Consider the following 16,681-nt stretch of genomic DNA (forward strand, 5'->3'; position numbering starts at 1 on the left):
CCGATGTTGCGGTCAACAGGCGCTTCGGCGCCTTTTTTGTGCGCGCTCGAGCGTGCTCTGGTATGTTGCTGTCTTTTCCCACAGTTCTCAGGAGTTCGAAAGTGCAGACCAATCACTGGTGTGCTTCGGTCGATGCGACGATACAGTTGCGGACCGGTTGCAATCCCCTGGAAAAGCATGGTCCGCAGGCGGTCATCGTGCATGCCGATGCGTGGGCGCCGATGGATGCCATTGCCGATCCCCACGACATCCGGCAGGTTGTCGACTACGAGGTGATCTTCCTGGCAATCCGCCGTCTGGAGGCTAACCCCCATTGCGAATGTCTGGAGTCGAGCATCCTCGAAGTCATGGACGCGATATTCTCGATCCCGGTGGTTTCCTCCGCCTTCGTTTCCATGCACAAGCCCCATGTTTACAACGGACAGGGCACGCCGGCGATTTCGCTGACGATGACGCGCGAGCAATGGCAGAAGAAGCGTCCATGATTGCAGCGATCGGTGCTGTTGCCGCCAATGGCGTGCTCGGACTGGACAACTGGCTGCCCTGGGATATTCCGGAGGAACTGGCCTATTTCGAGCGTACCGTCGAAGGGGCGGCGCTGGTTGTCGGCCGGGCGACCTACGAGTCGATGGATGTCGTGCCGCCGGATTCCTTCGTGGTTTCGCGCCAGCCGGATCTGCGCCTGAAGTCGGGTTGTCATCGTGTCGTCTCGGTGGAGGAGGGGCTGCGCCAGGCGCTGGCGACCGGAAAGCCGGTGTTCGTCATTGGCGGGGCTTCGGTTTATGCCGCTGCCTGGCCGTATTGCCAGCGCTTTTACCTGACCCGTATCGAACGCGAATTTGCTGGCGATACCTTGTTTCCGGACGTGATCCCGCTGGCCGACTGGTCGGTGCTGTCCGAGCGGGTTGAGTCTTACCTGGAGAGAAAGTCCGGTGCGCCGGTGGCGTGTCGGTTCATCCAGTACGAACAGGCGAATCCGCGTGTTCCGTGACACGTGATTGATGTTTGCGCCTTGAGTGCGCACAATGAAGTCAATGCCATTTCGGGGCACTCCATTTGATGAATTCCTGTCGGATAGCCAAGCTGGGTATTAGCCAGGTACTGCTTGTTCTGGCGCTGGTCGGTAGCGGCCTTGGGGCTGCGTACGCCGGCTACGGCCTGATCTGGCTCGCCATTTTTGCCGGCATGGCACTCGTCGCCTGGTTGGGGTGGCTGCAACTGCAGCGCAGCAAGCAGGTGATCGCCGAGTTGCAGCGCAGCCGGCAGCAATTGCGCGAGGCACAGCGTCTGGCGCAGATTGGCAGTTGGGAACTGGATATCGCGGGCAATCGCCTGTTCTGGTCCGAAGAGTTGTACCGGATCTTCGAAATGGACCCGAAAGACGGTCCGGGAGATTACAAGCGCTTCTTGCAGATCGTGCATCCGGAAGACCGGGAGCGTGTCGATCAGGCTTACCGCAATGCGCTCAGGAACCGTGAACCCTACGAGGTCGAACACCGGATGATCACGGCCGACGGGCATGTCCGGCAGATTCGTGAGCGTGGCGAGAGTTCCTATGATGAGGATGGCAAACCCTTGCGTTCGATCGGGACCGCACAGGACATTACCGACATCCGGCGCATGGAATCGCAGATGCAGTTGCTGGGCACCGCCTTCCATCATAGTGGCGAAGCCATCATGATCACTGATCACGACAACCGGATCGTCACCGTGAATCCGGCATTCACGACCCTGACCGGTTATTCGCAGCAGGAAGTCATTGGCCGGAACCCCAGCATGTTGTCGGCCGGGAGGACGGAGGCGGCCGATTACGAAAAAATGTGGACGGCAATCGTCCAGAAGGGCTACTGGCAGGGTGAGGTCTGGGATCGGCGCAAGGACGGTGGGGTTTATCCGAAGTGGCTGTCGATCTCGGTGATGCGCGACGACGAAGGCAGCATTCGCTATTACATCGCGCATTTCACCGATGTTTCGGCCGAGCGTGCGACCGAGGCCCGGTTGCATCACATGGCGCATCACGACATGCTGACCGGGCTGCACAACCGTTTCAGCCTGAAGGACAGGCTGGAGCATGCCCTGGCGCTGGCCCGGCGCGAGTCGAGCCGGGTTGCGTTGCTGTTCATCGACCTCGATCGTTTCAAGGTGATCAACGATACTCTGGGGCATCACGTCGGCGATGAACTGCTCATCCATGTCAGCCGCCGGCTGCGCCAGTGCGTTCGCGAAAGCGACATGGTGGCCCGGCTCGGTGGCGACGAATTCGTGGTGATGCTGAGCGGTGTCGAGCACTCCAGTTCGGTGGCGATGGTTGCAGAAAAGCTGGTGGCAAGCGTGGCCGAACCTTACCCGGTCGGCGCGCATACGCTCTACACCACACCCAGCATCGGCATTGCCATTTACCCGATGGATGGCAACGACAGTGAAACGCTGATGAAAAATGCCGATGCGGCGATGTATCACGCCAAGTCGGCCGGTCGGAACAATTTCCAGTTTTTCGATGCAAAGATGAACGAGGCGGCGCTGGAGCGTCTCGGTATCGAGCATGCCCTGCGTCAGGCGCTGGGTCGGGACGAATTCAGGTTGCATTATCAGCCGGTGATCGATGTGCGTACGGGGCGGGTTTCCAGCGTCGAGGCGCTGATCCGCTGGCAGCATCCGACGCGTGGTTTGCTGCCACCCGGCCTGTTCATCGGCGTGGCCGAGGAAACCGGCTTGATCCAGCCGATCGGCGACTGGGTCATCTGGGCAGCCTGCCGGCAACTCGCTGATTTTCGCGCGGCCGGTATTGCCGGTGTCAAGATGGCGATCAATATCTCTGCCATCCAGATGCGCAACAGCGATCTTTCGGTGCTGGCGCGCGGCATCATTGAAGCCTATTCCCTGGTTCCAGGCGATCTGGTTTTCGAGATCACCGAATCGGTGGCGATGGAACATCCGGATGAGACCGTGCGTGTCCTCGATATCCTGCACGACATGGGCGTGGAACTGGCGCTGGATGATTTCGGTACCGGCTATTCATCGCTCAGCTATCTGCGCATGTTTGCCCTCGACAAACTCAAGCTCGATCGTTCCTTTGTCGAGGATATCGGCCAGGATATCGATGGTCAGGTGATCTGCGATGCCACCATCGGACTGGCCCACAATCTCGGCCTGGAAGTGGTCGCCGAAGGGGTCGAGACCGAGGAGCAACTGGCTTACCTGAAGGCCCGCGGCTGCAATCTGATCCAGGGTTACCTGTTCAGCCGGCCGGTCCCGGCTGACGAGGTCATCGCCTTCATTCGCGAACGCAACTTCCCGCAGTAGCGTTGCGTGGTTTTCCCCCAGCGAGAAAGAGCTTGCAAAGGCACTGTGCTTTTCTTATGATTCAAACAAACGTATGAATCATGAAAGAGCACGATGGCTGAAATTCGTAATGTAGATACCCGTGAGCGCATCCTGGATTCGGCCGAGCGCCTGTTCATGACGCACGGCTACGACGGGACGTCGATGCGTCAGATCACCGGTGAGGCAGCGGTCAATCTGGCCGCGGTCAATTATCACTTCGGCTCCAAGGAAGCGCTGATTCAGGAGGTTTTCCGGCGGCGTCTGGACTGGCTGAACGAAGAGCGCATGCGCGTGCTCGATCGGCTGGAAGCTGATGCCGGAGGCCAGCCGGTCAAGCCGTCGCTGATTGTCGATGCCTTCTTTGGCACGCTGCTGCGCATGGCTGAAGACGAAGCCCGCGGCGGCATGACCTTCCTGCGCCTGCTTGGTCGCACGCTGACCGAACCTTCCGAGTTCATCCGTGCCTTTCTGGCGCATGAGTACAAGGTCGTCATGGATCGCTTCAAGGAAGCGTTGTTCCGTGCCTTGCCCGAAGTGCCGAAAGCCGAGATCGTCTGGCGCTTCCATTTCATGCTCGGTGCCACCTCGTACGCCATTGCCGGTACCGACGCGCTGCGTCTGGTCACCGACTGGCAGATCGAAGAAGAAGACTCGGTCGATCGTCTTGACCGTCTGGTGCCGCGTCTGATGTCCTTCCTGATCGGTGGCCTGCGCGCCCCGTTGCCCCATTTCGAACCTGTTGCGGTCGACCGCAGCTGATCGTCAAAAACCAAAAAAATATTCGGAGACATGCATGTCCAATAACCTCATCCCTCTGCTCGGGGTATTTGCCCTGGTGGTTTTGGCCGGGTTGATCCTGGTCCGGCCTGTGCGCCGGGCCGTGATCACCCGGTCCATTTTTTCCGCCTACCGCAAGGTACTGCCGCAGATGTCCGATACCGAACGCGACGCACTCGAAGCCGGCACCGTCTGGTGGGAGGGCGAGCTGTTTCGCGGCAAACCGGACTGGCAGAAGCTGCATGCCTATCCGCAGCCGAAGCTGACGACTGAGGAACAATCCTTCCTCGACAAGGAATGTGAAGAAGCCTGCCGCCTGGTCGACGACTGGAAAGTCACCCACGAACTCTACGACCTGCCGAACGAAGCCTGGCGCTACATCAAGGATAAAGGCTTCCTCGGCATGATCATCCCGAAGAAGTACGGCGGCCTGGAGTTCTCGGCCTATGCCCACTCGCAAGTGGTGACCAAGTTGTCGACCCGCTCCTCCGCCTTGTCGGTATCGGTGATGGTGCCGAACTCGCTCGGCCCGGCCGAACTGCTGCTGCATTACGGCACCGAGGAACAGAAGAACCATTACCTGCCGCGCCTGGCCAAGGGCATCGAGGTGCCGGCCTTCGCGCTGACCAGCCCGTGGGCCGGTTCCGATGCGGCGTCTATCCCGGATTCCGGCGTTGTCTGCAAGGGCATCTATCAGGGCAAGGAAGTGCTCGGCATGCGCGTCTCCTGGGACAAGCGCTACATCACGCTGGCGCCGGTGTGCACGGTGTTCGGCCTGGCCTTCCATCTGTATGATCCGGACGGCCTGATCGGTGACAAGAAGCATATCGGCATCACCTGCGCGCTGGTGCCTTACGATCACCCGGGCGTCGATACCGGGCGGCGTCACTTCCCGCTCAACGCCATGTTCATGAACGGCCCGACGCGCGGCAAGGAAGTCTTCATGCCGCTCGATTTCATCATCGGTGGGCCGGCGATGGCCGGGCAGGGCTGGCGCATGCTGATGGAGTGCCTGGCGGCAGGGCGCTCGATCTCGCTGCCGTCGTCGAACACCGGCATGGCGCAGATGACGGCGCGTGCCGTCGGCGGTTATGCCCGCGTCCGCTCGCAGTTCAAAATGGCGGTCGGCAAGTTCGAGGGCGTCGAGGAAGCGCTGACCCGCATCGGCGCCTACACCTACATGATGGATGCGGTGCGCAAGATGACCGCCGGTGCCGTCGATCTCGGTGAGAAGCCATCGGTGGTTTCGGCCATCGCCAAGTACCACGTCACCGAGCGCGCCCGCGTCGTCGTCAATGACGGCATGGACGTGATCGGCGGCAAGGGCATCTGTCTTGGCCCGTCGAATTTCCTTGGCCGCGCCTACCAGCAGATTCCGGTGGCGATCACCGTCGAAGGCGCAAACATCCTGACTCGCTCGCTGATCATCTTCGGCCAGGGCGCGATTCGCTGCCATCCGTACTTGCTGCCGGAAATGCGTGCGGCGCAGAATCCGGATGCACGCCAGGGTCTGGTTGATTTCGACCAGGCCTTGTTCGGCCACATCGGCTTCACCATCCGCAACAGCCTGCGCGCGTTGTGGCTGGGTATCACCGGTTCGCATTTTTCTGCGGTCAACACCGATGTGGCACCGGAAATGAAGCGCTACTACCAGCAACTGACGCGCTTCTCGGCGGCCTTTGCCTTCCTTTCCGACGTCTCGCTGCTGGTGCTTGGCGGCAGCGTCAAGCGCCGTGAAAAGCTGTCGGCCCGCCTCGGCGACATCCTGGCACAGATGTACCTGATTTCCTGCACGCTGAAACGCTACGAGGAAGAAGGCCGCCAGGCTGCAGATGCACCGCTCGCCCACTGGGCGATCTGGGACGCAATGTACAAGACCCAGGAAGCCTTCGACGGCGTCATCGCCAACTTCCCGGTGCGCTTCATTGCCGCTGTGGTCAATCGCATCATCTTCCCGTGGGGCCATCCGTATGTCGTGCCGTCTGACGCTGTCGGCCACCAGGTGGCGAAGCTGCTGATCGCGCCGTCGGCCAGCCGCGACCGGCTGACCGCCGAGTGCTACCTGCCGCTGAGCGAGAACGAGCCGGTCGGCGCCATCGAACTGGCACTGAAGGCGACGCTGGAAGCCGAGCAGATCGAGGCGAAGATCCGTGCCGCCGAGAAGGACGGCCGATTCGACAACAATCCGCAGGCCAACGTCCGCGACATCGCCATCGTTGCTTTCGAAACCGGGGTCATCAACGCCGCCGAATACGAGGTGATGAAGCGACGCAATCACCTGCGCGACATCGTCGTCCATGTCGATGATTTCCCCTTCGACTACGGCGTGGCCACGGCCAACAAGCCGGCCAACGACCGGATGGCTGCCTGATGAAGACGATTTATGTGGTCGACGGCGCCCGCTCGCCGTTTTTGAAAGCGCAGAAGGGCCCCGGGCCGTTCGCCGCCTCCGACCTGGCGACCCAGGCCGGCCGTGCGCTGCTGCTGCGCCAGCCCTTCCTGCCGTCCGATCTCGACGAGGTCATCCTCGGCTGCGCCGCACCGTCGCCGGACGAGACCAACATCGGCCGTATGGTCGCGCTGCGTCTCGGTTGCGGCAAGAAGGTGCCAGGCTGGACGGTGATGCGCAATTGCGCGTCCGGCATGCAGGCCATCGATTCGGCCATCGCGAACATCCTGTGCGGCCGTTCTGAGCTGGTCCTGGCCGGCGGCGTTGATGCCCTGTCGCGGGCGCCGCTGCTTTATTCGGACACGATGGTGCGCTGGTTTGCCGGCATGATGGGCATGCGCACGATGGGGCAGAAACTCGGTCATTTCCTCAAACTGCGCCCGGCCGCCTTGCTGACGCCGGTGATCGGCCTGATGAAGGGCCTGACCGATCCGGTCGTTGGCTTGTTGATGGGCCAGACCGCCGAAAACATCGCCTGGAAGTTCGGTATCTCGCGCCGGCAGATGGACGAATTCGCCGTGCGCAGCCATCTACGTTCGCTGGCCGCGCGTCAGGCCGGGCATCTCGAAGAAATCGTGCCGCTGGTTGACGGCAACGGCAAGGTTTACGCCGAGGACGACGGCGTGCGTGCCGATGCGACGCTGGCCGGCATGGCCAAGCCGAGCCCGTTCTTCGACAAGAAATACGGCAACATCACCGCCGCCAACAGCTCGCAGATCACCGACGGCGCCGCCTGGGTGCTGCTCGCTTCGAAAGAAGCGGTACAGAAATGGGGCCTGCAGCCGATCGGCAAGATCATCGACAGCCAGTGGGCTGGATTGGAACCTGAGCAGATGGGTCTCGGCCCGGTGCATGCATCCACGCCGATCCTGCAGCGCCACGGCCTGACGCTGGCCGACATCGATTACTGGGAGCTCAACGAAGCCTTCGCCGCGCAGGTGCTTGGCTGCCAGGCGGCATGGCAGGATGATGCCTACTGTCGCGAACAGCTGGATCTGCCCGGCGCCTTCGGCGAAATCCCCGACGATCGCCTCAACGTCGATGGCGGTGCAGTGTCCATCGGCCATCCGGTCGGCGCCTCGGGCGCGCGCATCGTGCTGCACCTGTTGCATGTTCTACGCCGCAACAAGGCCAAACGTGGCGTGGCGACCATCTGCATCGGTGGCGGCCTCGGCGGCGCCATGCTCGTGGAGGCCTGCTGATCATGAAACACTGGAAACTGAACAAGGAAGAGGGCGGGGTTGTCGTCGCCGTGCTCGACCGTGCGGGCGAAAGCACCAATGCGCTGTCGGCGGAAGTGATGGCTGAATTGGCGCAAGTCCTTGACCAGCTCGACCTGTATCCGCCCAAGGGCCTGATCATCCGCTCGGGCAAGGCAGCCGGCTTCGTCGCCGGTGCCGATATCAACGAATTCTCGCAACTGGACACACCGGAAAAGGGCCGGGCACTGGTTGCCCGCGGCTGGGACCTGTTCAACCGGCTGGCGGCGGTCAAGTATCCGACGCTGGCGCTGGTGCGCGGTCATTGCCTCGGTGGCGGCCTCGAACTGGCGCTGGCCTGCCGCTACATCCTGGCGGTCGATGAGCCGGGCACCAAGCTGGCGCTGCCGGAAGTCATGCTCGGCATCTTCCCCGGCTGGGGCGGCATGCTGCGCCTGCCGCAGCGGGTCGGCCCGGCGGCGGCGCTGGACATGATGTTGACCGGCAAGTCGCTCGACGCCAAACGGGCGCGCAACATGGGCCTGGCCGACGAATGCGTGCCACCGCGCGTCATGGAGATGGCAGCGCACAAGCTGCTGCTGTCGAACCGTCCGCGTCGCCCGCTGCCCTTCGTGCAGAAGCTGCTGGCCGGTCCGCTGAAATCGGTCGTCGCCAACGGCGCGCGCAAGCAGGTGGCGAAGAAGGCGCGTCCGGAACACTACCCGGCGCCGTACGCGATCATCGACCTGTGGCAGAAACACGACGGCAACGCGCTGGCTGCACCGGCAGTCGTCGACCGCATCATCCAGTCGCCGACGGCGAAGAACCTGCTGCGCGTCTTCCATCTGCAGGAACGCCTCAAGAGCTTTGGCAAGGATGGCGATTTCGTCGCGAAACACGTGCATGTCGTCGGTGCCGGCGTCATGGGTGGCGACATTGCTGCCTGGTGCGCGCTGCGCGGCCTGACGGTGACGCTGCAGGACCAGTCGGTCGAACGCATCGCACCGGCGATCAAGCGGGCGCACGCGCTGTTCAAGAAGAAACTGCGCGACCCGCTGCGTGCCCGCGCCGCTTTCGACCGCCTGATTCCCGACCCGGCAGGTAACGGTGTGGCCCGCGCCGACGTGGTCATCGAAGCGATTTTCGAGAACGTCGAGGCGAAGCACGCGTTGTTCCGTGCCATCGAGCCCAGGCTCAAGCCGACGGCGGTGCTGGCCAGCAACACTTCCAGCCTGAAGCTGGAAGACCTGCGCACGGTGCTGGTCCGGCCGGAGCGCCTGGTCGGCATCCACTTCTTCAACCCGGTGGCGATGATGCCGCTGGTCGAGGTGGTCGAAGCCGAAGGCGCCGACCCGGCCATGCTTCGCGCCGCCTGCGCCTTCGTCAAACAGATCGACAAGCTGCCGCTGCCGGTGAACAGCGCGCCGGGCTTCCTGGTCAACGCCGTGCTCGCGCCTTACATGCTGGCGGCGATGCGTGCGGTCGACGACGGCATTTCGCCGGAAACGGTGGACGCAGCCATGCTCGCTTTCGGCATGCCGATGGGACCGATCGAACTGATCGACACCGTCGGCCTTGACATCGCGATGGCCGCCGGCCAGCAGCTGGCAGGCGGGGCCGAAGCGCCGCGCTGTCTGCAGGCGAGGGTCGAAAAACAGCAACTGGGCAAGAAATCCGGCCAGGGCTTTTATACCTGGACCGACGGCAAGGCGGTCAAGGCCGCAGCTGCCGCTGTGCCGGCGGGGCTGGCCGAAAAACTGGTCAAACCGCTGGTCGACCGCACGCAAGCGTTGGTGAGCGAAGGGGTTATCGCTGATACCGATCTGGCTGATGCGGGCGTAATATTCGGTACCGGGTTTGCACCTTTTGCCGGCGGGCCAATCAAATATTCGCGTGATTCAGGCATCCAGGGAGCGGCTGCTTGATTCGATATGACCGTCATTGCGAGCGCAGCGCGGCAATCCAGTGCAGGGCAATGCCGGATCGCCACATTGCTTCTCGCGATGACCAATTGATCGAGGGATTTTGTAGTCAGCAGTGAGTAGCAATCAGGGTGGTAGTAGCAGTGCGATACCGGCGTCAGATCGGTGCGCGCGTTTCCGCAAGTCCGGAAAAGTGTAGTCAAAGCTCGTAGCAGGCATGACTGGTTGATCCGGTTTCATAAACAGGAGGAGATTAGGATGAGACAAAAAACAGGAAGTTCGTGTCACCCCCGGTTCCGGCGCACCACGCTCGGGACCGCAGTGGCGATTGCCTTGACGGCGGGTTCGACGTCGGTGATGGCGTTCGAATTCAAGTCGGGCGAGTTGACCGGCAGTTTCGATACGACGGTTTCGCTGGGGGCGCTCTGGCGAATGGAGGGGCGTGAGAACTCGCTGATCAGCATCGCCAACGGCGGGACTTCCCGTGATCCGAATTCGGATGATGGCAATCTCAGATACGATCGGCACGAACTCGTGTCCACGACACTGAAGGCAACGCATGACCTTGAGCTGAAATATCACAATTTCGGCGCTTTCGTTCGTGGCTCGTATTTTTACGATCCGGCGATACGCCACAAGGACAGCCTGAACCGCGATGCCCGCGATGTTCTCGGTTCCGACGCAGAGATTCTCGACGCCTACGTGCGTGGTACGTTCAAGATCGGTGATCGCAATCTCAACCTGCGTCTGGGCAAGCAGGTTGTCAGTTGGGGCGAGAGCACCTTCATCCAGAACGGCATCAATGTTCTCAACCCGGTCAATGTCAGCCGTCTGCGTGCGCCCGGTTCGGAGCTGAAAGAAGGCTTCATTCCGACAATGATGGCCTACGCCTCGCAGGAACTGACCGACAACCTGTCGGTCGAGGTGGCCTTGCTGACCGAGTGGAAAAAAACCAAGATCGATCCGGCCGGTTCTTTCTTCAGTACCAATGATTTCGTCGCCGAGGGCGGAGACCGCGCATTTACCGGATTTGGCCGGCGCAATGACCTCAATGGCATTGCCGGCACGTTTGGTCTCAACGCCAATGCCGCAGTCTGGGCGCCACGCTCGAAGGACCGTGAAGCTGACAACGACGGCCAGTACGGCATTGCCTTTCGCTACTTTGCACCGGAGCTGAACAACACGGAATTCGGTTTCTATCACGCCAATTACCATAGCCGGACGCCGTTTATTTCCGGTTATCGTGGTGGCGTGACAGTGGCTGCGAGCCCGGTTCCAGGGTGTACCGTGCTTGATGTTCCGACTGCTGGCGTGGCTGGTGTTGCGGCAGCCTGTACAGCGGCTGCAGGGCGTGCCGGTACCTATTTCGTCGAGTATCCGGAAGACATCAAACTTTGGGGCTTGAGCTTCAATACCACCGGTCCGGCGGGTATCGCGTTGCAGGGCGAGTACTCTTATCGCCCGAATCAGCCGATCCAGCTGCCGTCCGCAGACCTTCTGCTGGCAGCGGTCGGTCTTGGCAACCAGTTGACCAGCACCAACGCTACCGCTGCCGCAGGCGTTGCGTATGGCACCGAGATCAGCGGCTATCGCCGGGTCAAGATGCACCAGGTGCAGATGACCGGCACCAAGACCTTTGGCCCGACCTTCGGCGCCGAGCAACTGGTGGTCGTTGGTGAAGTTGGTTACACCCGGCTCGAACTGCCGTCCAACCTGAAGTTTGCTGCGTCCGGCTGCCATTTGCCGCAGGTTGGTTCGTCGACGTCGACTTCCAACGGCAGCACCTCGGCCGGTTGTTTCGCTACGGAAAACTCCTGGGGTTATCGCCTGGTCGGTCGCCTGGATTATCCGAATGCGATCGGCTCCGTTACTGTCTCGCCGCGACTGGCCTTCTCGCATGACGTGGATGGCCGCAGCCCGACTTTCAACGAGGGTGCAAAGGCGCTGACCTTGGGCTTCGGCTTCAACTATCGCCAGAACTGGCAGGCCGATATTGCCTACACTGCCTTCTTCGGTGGCAAGAAGATTTCCGGTACTGATCCGGTTGCTGCTCCGGCAGGTCAAGCCCAAACCTATTCCAGTCATACCAACCCGATGGTTGACCGCGATTTCCTGTCGATCAGCCTCAGTTACTCGTTCTGATCAGCAGCGAAGACACCAGGAGACATAAAACATGAAAAAAGCCTTATCAATTCTGAGCACGGCTGTTGTTCTGGCATTTGCCGGGACGGCTGCACAAGCGCAAGTATCGGCGGCTGATGCAGCCAAGCTGGGCAAGAGCCTGACGCCCTTGGGCGCCGAGGCAGCGGCCAACGCAGCGGGCACGATCCCGGCCTGGACCGGTGGGCTGACCAAGCCGGTGGCTGGTCACGTCGCCGGCGGTCACTATCCCGACCCCTACGCAGCTGACAAGCCGCTGTTCACCATCGACGCCAGCAATGCCGACAAGTACAAGGCCCAACTGACGCCGGGCCAGATCGCGATGCTCAAGAAGTATCCGACCTGGAAAATGAATGTCTATCCGACCCAGCGCAGCGCGACTTTCCCGAAAGCCAGTCTCGACGAGACGGTCGCCAACGCCACCCGCGCCAAGCTGGTGACCGGCGGCGCCGGTGTCACCGGCACTTCCGGTGGCGTTCCCTTCCCGATCCCCAAGGATGGGCTGGAGGCGATCTGGAATACGGTGATGCGCTACAAGGGCGACACCTATGCGATGAACTGGAGCCAGGCTGCGGTAACGCGCGATGGTGCCTACACGCCGGTGCGTTTCGAGTACGAGTACGACTTCTCCTATGGCAATCTGTCGAAGGCCGAGAAGGATCGCGAGCCGAACAAGCTGCTCAACTTCCTGCAGACGGTGACCGCGCCGGCGCGCCTGGCAGGCCAGATCCTGCTGGTGCACGAAACGGTGGACCAGTTGAAGGAACCGCGTACCGCTTGGACCTACAACCCGGGTCAGCGCCGCGTCCGTCTTGCCCCGAATGTCGCCTACGACAATCCGGGTACGGCTGCCGACGGTCTGCGCACCAATGACGATTTCGGCATGTTCAACGGCGCCACCGATCGTTACAACTGGAAACTGGTCGGCAAGCAGGAACTGTTCGTTCCGTACAACTCCTACAAGTTGTCCGGCAGCCAGGTGAAGATGGCCGACGTCCTGCGTCCGGGCCACATCAACCCGGATCATGCGCGCTATGAGCTGCATCGCGTCTGGGTCGTCGAAGCCACGCTGAAGGAAGGCACCAGCCACGTCTACAAGAAGCGCACCTTCTTCATCGACGAAGACAGCTGGATGATCATGGTTTCCGACAAGTACGACGCGCGCGGCGAGTTGTGGCGTGTTTCGGAACAGCATGCGATCAACTTCTACGACGTGCCGATGTTCTACGGCACCATCGAAGTGCACCATGACCTGCAGTCCGGCCGTTACCTGGCGATGGGCCTGCGCAACGACGAACCCAAGGTCTGGGAAAAGACCAAGCGCAGCTCGGCGGACTTCACGCCGGCTGGCCTGCGCGGCATCGGAACGCGCTAAGCGAAGACAGGCGGCAGCTGCCTGCGGGGCGATGTTTGCCCCGCAGGACAGCCTGCACGCCAACTTCCGGGAATTTTCATGAATAAAAGCATTGGTTTGATCTTCGCTATTTTCGTTGCGCTGGCCGTCAGCTATGCCTTTTCGGCACGCCACGGGGCGCCGCTACCAGCCACCGAAATCACCGTAAACAATGCGCTGCTGCTCGATACGCAACGCGCCGGCCAGCGTCTGGTCGCGGTTGGCGAGCGCGGATATATCTTCGTTTCCGACAACGAAGGCGCCGCCTGGCGCCGGGTGCCCAGCGGCATCGAATCGACGCTGAACGCAGTCGCTTTCGCCGATCTGCTCGGCATCGCCGTCGGTCACGATGCAGCGATCCTGCGCAGCGAGGATGGCGGTCTGACGTGGAAGGCGGTTTTCAGCGCGCCGGACCAGTTGCGTCCCTTGCTCGATGTCACCTTCGTCAGCCCGCAGCACGTGCTGGCCGTCGGTGCCTATGGTGCCTTCTTTGAAAGCACCGATGGTGGCCTGAACTGGAACGAACGGCAGATCGTCGACGGCGACCGTCACTTCAATGCGCTGGCCCGTCTGGCCGACGGCACCCTGATGATTGCCGGCGAGGCCGGTACGCTGCTGCGCTCGAACGATGGCGGGGCCAACTGGGAAGTTCTGCCGCCGGCCTACGCCGGCTCGTATTTCGGCATCCAGCCGCTGGCCCAGGGCGGCGTGCTGGTCTATGGCATGCGCGGTACGGTACTGCGCAGCGATGACCGTGGCGATAGCTGGCAGACACTGGCCAGCGAAGGCGCCGGTTCGCTGTTCGGCAGCACGATGACGACCGATGGCAGCGTCGTGCTGGTCGGCCAGAACGGTACCGTGCTCGGCAGCCGGGACGGCGGTACGTCGTTCAAGCGTCTGCCGGTGCAGGGCAGCCGCCTGTGGATGGCCGCGGTGGCCGCGCCGGTGGCCGGTGAGGCAATGATTTTCGGTGAAGGTGCCTTTGCCCGCATCGATGCGGCAGAGGGAGAAAAACAATGAAAACGAATTCCGTCGTAACCGCCATTGGCCAGCTTCTGTTCGGCTGGCGGCGCAGCTTCCTGGCGCTGTTTGTGCTGATCACGCTGGCATTGAGCTGGTCGGCGACCCAGTTGCGTGTCGATGCGGGTTTCCAGAAGATGATCCCGCTCAAGCATGAGTACATGCAGACCTTCACCGAGTACCAGAAGACCTTCGGCGGCGCCAACCGTGTGCTGCTGGCGCTGCGTATCGAGGAAGGCGACATCTACACGCCTGAGTTTTTCGCCAAGCTCAAGGCGGTGACCGACGAGGTTTTTTTCCTGCCCGGTGTCGAACGCGCCTCGGTGACTTCGCTGTTTACCCCCAATGTCCGTTTCATCGAGGTTGTCGAAGACGGCTTTGCCGGTGGCAACGTCATTCCCGCCGACTTTGCCGGCACACCGGAAGACCTTGAAGAAGTCCGTGCCAACGTGCTCAAGTCGGGACGCGTTGGTCGCCTGGTGTCGAACGATTTCAAGGGCGCGCTGGTCAGTGCGGAATTGCTCGAAATCGACCCGTCGACCGGAACACGCCTCGATTACGCGGCGGTCGCCGGCAAGCTTGAGGAAATCCGCAGCCGCCACCAGAAGGATGGCGTCACCGTGCACATCATCGGGTTCGCCAAGGCAGTCGGCGACATCACCGAGGGGGCACGCGCGGTCCTGCTGTTCTTTGCCGTGGCCTTCGTCATCACGGCGGTACTGCTCTATTTCTATTCGGGTTCGGCCAAGCTGACTGCGGTCGCGCTGATCTGCGCGATGATTCCGGTGATCTGGCTGCTCGGCCTGCTGCCGCTGCTCGGCTACGGCATCGACCCGATGTCGATCCTGGTGCCTTTCCTGATTTTCTCGATCGGCGTCAGCCATGCGGTGCAGATGACCAATGCCTGGCAACTGGAAGTCATCGGCGGCGCCGACGGCCTGACCGCCGCGCACAAATCCTTCCTCAAGCTGTTCATGCCGGGGGCGATGGCCTTGCTCGCCAATGCGCTCGGCTTCATGGTCATCCTCTACATCGAGATCGACATGGTCCGCGAACTGGCGATCACCGCCAGCCTCGGCGTGGCCTTGATGATCGTGACCAACAAGATGCTGCTGACCATCCTGCTGTCGTGGATGAATCTGTCGCCCAGCGAGCGGCAGCGTTCGGCCGGCCGCAAGAACAGTGGCGACTGGCTGTGGGTGTGGCTCAAGCGTGCCGCCGCGCCGCGGCCGGCGCTGGTGATCCTGGTTGCCGCCGCTGTACTGCTCGCCATCGGTACCTGGCAATCGCGCGATCTGCGCACCGGCGATCTCGGCAAGGGCATTCCCGAACTGCACGACGATTCGCGCTACAACCGCGATACGGCGGCCATCGTCGACAGCTTCTCGATCGGTGTCGATGTGTTGTCGGTAATCGCCCAGTCGCACAACGTCGATGGCGCCTGTACCGATTTCACGATCATGGACACGCTCGACCGCTTCGAGTCCACGATGCGCAACGTCCATGGTGTCCAGGGTGTGCTTTCGTTGCCGGGCATGGCCAAGACCGTCAATGCCGGCTGGAACGAAGGCAATCCGCGCTGGCGCGTGCTGTCGCGCGACCCGAGCATCCTCGCCCAGTCGGTGACGCCGATCGATACCAGCACCGGCCTGCTCGATACCGACTGCAACACGATGCAGATCATGATCTTCACCCGCGACCATCAGGGCTCGACGATTGCCCACGTGGTCAATGAAGTGAAGAAGTTCATTGCCGCCAATCCCTCGGAAAACCTGGAGCTGAAGCTGGCCTCGGGCAACGTTGGCGTGATGGTGGCGACCAACGAAGCCGTCGATGCCGCCGAAGTGACCATGTTGTTGCTGCTGTTCGGTTCGATCGGCCTGCTGTGCCTGCTCGAGTTCCGCTCCTGGCGGGCGACGCTGTGCATCATCCTGCCGCTGGCCATCGTTGCCGTACTGTGCAACGCGCTGATGGCGGTGCTCGGCATCGGCCTCAAGGTGTCCACGTTGCCGGTGATTGCGCTCGGTGTCGGGGTCGGCGTTGATTACGGCATCTACCTCTACGAACGCATGGCGCATGAATTGCAGAAGGGCGTCAGCCTGCCGGCAGCCTTCCTCGAAGCCCTGCGTCAACGCGGTACGGCGATCGGCTTCACGGCTGCAACGATGGCCATCGGCGTCGGTACCTGGGCCTTCTCGGCGCTCAAGTTCCAGGCCGACATGGGCATCCTGCTGGCCTTCATGTTCGTCGTGAACATGCTCGGCGCGATCCTGCTGCTGCCGGCATTGGCCGCTTTCCTGGTGGTAACGCCCGGGAAAGCCGGCAGCAAGCCCGCCAGCCACTGATAAAGCAATGAAAAATGGCTTGACCGGAAGTACGCACTGTCTATAATTCAAACGTTCGTTTTATTTTTAACGAAGCCAGACCAGACCAACAA

11 protein-coding genes are annotated in these 16,681 nt (G+C 61.7%); all 11 read left to right on the forward strand.

Features of this window, described 5'->3' with window-relative positions; genetic code table 11:
* Nucleotides 1-101 precede the first annotated feature (101 nt).
* The 11 genes from BJN45_RS14395 to BJN45_RS14445 all read left to right on the forward strand — a co-directional run bounded on the left by BJN45_RS14395 (nucleotide 102) and on the right by BJN45_RS14445 (nucleotide 16,589).
* Nucleotides 102-485, forward strand: a complete 384-nt coding sequence (locus tag BJN45_RS14395; RefSeq protein WP_076096436.1) for a dihydroneopterin aldolase — start codon at nucleotides 102-104, stop codon at nucleotides 483-485.
* Complete coding sequence (locus tag BJN45_RS14400) at nucleotides 482-991, forward strand: dihydrofolate reductase (protein ID WP_170873103.1); 510 nt, start codon at nucleotides 482-484, stop codon at nucleotides 989-991. The genes BJN45_RS14395 and BJN45_RS14400 overlap by 4 nt, the downstream gene beginning before the upstream one ends.
* 68 nt (nucleotides 992-1,059) lie before the next feature.
* The gene (locus BJN45_RS14405; protein ID WP_076096440.1) at nucleotides 1,060-3,303 is read left to right on the forward strand and encodes a putative bifunctional diguanylate cyclase/phosphodiesterase; all 2,244 of its coding nucleotides are present in this window, start codon (nucleotides 1,060-1,062) and stop codon (nucleotides 3,301-3,303) included.
* A 93-nt stretch (nucleotides 3,304-3,396) separates the two neighbouring features.
* Nucleotides 3,397-4,083 (forward strand): TetR/AcrR family transcriptional regulator, encoded by a 687-nt coding sequence (locus BJN45_RS14410; protein ID WP_076096442.1) that lies wholly within the window; start codon nucleotides 3,397-3,399, stop codon nucleotides 4,081-4,083.
* 34 nt (nucleotides 4,084-4,117) lie between these two features.
* Entirely contained in the window at nucleotides 4,118-6,472 is a 2,355-nt protein-coding gene (locus tag BJN45_RS14415) for an acyl-CoA dehydrogenase (protein WP_076096444.1), read from the forward strand.
* Complete coding sequence (locus tag BJN45_RS14420) at nucleotides 6,472-7,752, forward strand: acetyl-CoA C-acetyltransferase (RefSeq protein ID WP_076096446.1); 1,281 nt, start codon at nucleotides 6,472-6,474, stop codon at nucleotides 7,750-7,752. Before BJN45_RS14415 ends, BJN45_RS14420 begins: the two co-directional genes overlap by 1 nt.
* Before the next feature lie 2 nt (nucleotides 7,753-7,754).
* Nucleotides 7,755-9,674: a 3-hydroxyacyl-CoA dehydrogenase NAD-binding domain-containing protein gene (locus BJN45_RS14425; RefSeq protein ID WP_076096448.1), complete on the forward strand. Its 1,920-nt coding sequence runs from the start codon at nucleotides 7,755-7,757 to the stop codon at nucleotides 9,672-9,674.
* Between the two features lie 255 nt (nucleotides 9,675-9,929).
* Nucleotides 9,930-11,813: a DUF1302 domain-containing protein gene (locus BJN45_RS14430; protein ID WP_076096450.1), complete on the forward strand. Its 1,884-nt coding sequence runs from the start codon at nucleotides 9,930-9,932 to the stop codon at nucleotides 11,811-11,813.
* A 31-nt stretch (nucleotides 11,814-11,844) separates the two neighbouring features.
* Entirely contained in the window at nucleotides 11,845-13,206 is a 1,362-nt protein-coding gene (locus BJN45_RS14435) for a DUF1329 domain-containing protein (RefSeq protein WP_076096452.1), read from the forward strand.
* Nucleotides 13,207-13,284: 78 nt separating this feature from the next.
* Complete coding sequence (locus tag BJN45_RS14440; RefSeq protein ID WP_076096454.1) at nucleotides 13,285-14,244, forward strand: WD40/YVTN/BNR-like repeat-containing protein; 960 nt, start codon at nucleotides 13,285-13,287, stop codon at nucleotides 14,242-14,244.
* Nucleotides 14,241-16,589 (forward strand): efflux RND transporter permease subunit, encoded by a 2,349-nt coding sequence (locus BJN45_RS14445; protein ID WP_076096456.1) that lies wholly within the window; start codon nucleotides 14,241-14,243, stop codon nucleotides 16,587-16,589. The genes BJN45_RS14440 and BJN45_RS14445 overlap by 4 nt, the downstream gene beginning before the upstream one ends.
* Nucleotides 16,590-16,681: the final 92 nt, after the last annotated feature.

The sequence above is a fragment of the Azonexus hydrophilus genome, assembly GCF_001956855.1.
Classification (GTDB): domain Bacteria; phylum Pseudomonadota; class Gammaproteobacteria; order Burkholderiales; family Rhodocyclaceae; genus Azonexus; species Azonexus hydrophilus_A.